The sequence below is a fragment of the Pseudidiomarina atlantica genome (assembly GCF_000753735.1).
In the GTDB taxonomy this organism is placed as follows: Bacteria; Pseudomonadota; Gammaproteobacteria; order Enterobacterales; family Alteromonadaceae; genus Pseudidiomarina; species Pseudidiomarina atlantica.
On the sequence record NZ_JPIN01000044.1, the window covers coordinates 1 to 1149 of the forward strand.

At 48.9% G+C, this 1149-nt stretch carries 2 protein-coding genes; both read left to right on the forward strand.

Translation table 11 applies throughout. The features are described from left to right. The coding region (locus IDAT_RS12855; RefSeq protein ID WP_034734476.1) for an efflux RND transporter periplasmic adaptor subunit at positions 1-424 on the forward strand (424 nt) is incomplete at its 5' end. 11 nt (positions 425-435) lie between these two features. Beyond that, on the forward strand, positions 436-1149 hold a 714-nt coding region (locus tag IDAT_RS12860), incomplete at its 3' end, for an efflux RND transporter permease subunit (protein ID WP_034734479.1).

Consider the following 1149-nt stretch of genomic DNA (forward strand, 5'->3'; position numbering starts at 1 on the left):
TGTGCAGTTTGGTGATCCTGTTACAGTGAGTGTCGACAATCAGCGCTTTGCGGCAAAAGTCATTCAGGAAGGCCACACAATAGACCATAAAACCCGCACCCGAACGGTACGACTTGCGGTAAATAACGAAAAGGACCAATTACACCCTGGTTTATTTGCGGATGTTTATTTCTCAGTCAAGTCGGATGGACCGGTGCTTGCAGTTAAGGACTCAGCCTTAATGCGGGCATCTGATGGTGACTGGCAGATATTCATTGAGCACGAACCCGGAAAGTTTGAACCGAAGAAAGTCGAATTGGTTGATGAAAAGGGTCCGTGGAAAGTTATTCGAGGCGTTAAGGAAGGCACAAAATACGTAGACAACGGCGCGTTTTTCGTTCGCTCACAAATCGCTAAAGGCGGTTTTGACCCACATAACCACTAACAGGAGGTTGTATGTTTCAGCGCATTATTCAGTTTGCTGTCGCCAATCGCCTGTTATTGGTATTGGCTTTATTCAGCATCAGCATTGCGTCATTTTTTATTATTCCCAAACTTAATCTGGATGCCTTTCCCGATGTTACCAACGTTCAGGTAACGGTAAATACGGAAGCACCAGGATTAGCAGCGACCGAAGTCGAGCAGCTTATTACCTATCCGATAGAGTCGGTGATGTATGCCCTGCCCGACGTCAAAGAAGTTCGGTCAATCTCAAAAACAGGTTTATCGGGCATTACCGTGGTATTTGACGAGAGTGTCGATATCTACTTTGCCCGGCAACTGGTATTCGAGCGGCTGCAAGCGGCAAAGGAGTTGATTCCAGAGGGAGTCGGCACGCCCGAAATGGGCCCTAACTCTTCCGGTCTCGGCCAAGTTTATCAGTATCTGCTACTTGCCGAGCCGGGCTCTGGTGTCAGTAGCATGGAGCTACGCAGTCTTAACGACTATGTGGTTAAACTGCTACTGATGCCCGTTGAGGGAATTACCGAAGTCTTGTCCTTTGGCGGTGAAGTTAAGCAATATCAGGTTAACCTCAATCCCGCCAAGCTGCTGTCTTACGACCTTACCCAGCAAGACGTCATGGGCGCGGTCAACAAGAATAACGGTAACGTTGGTGGTTGGTATATGCCCCGCGGTCAGGAGCAGTTGGTTATTCGCGGCACCGGCTGG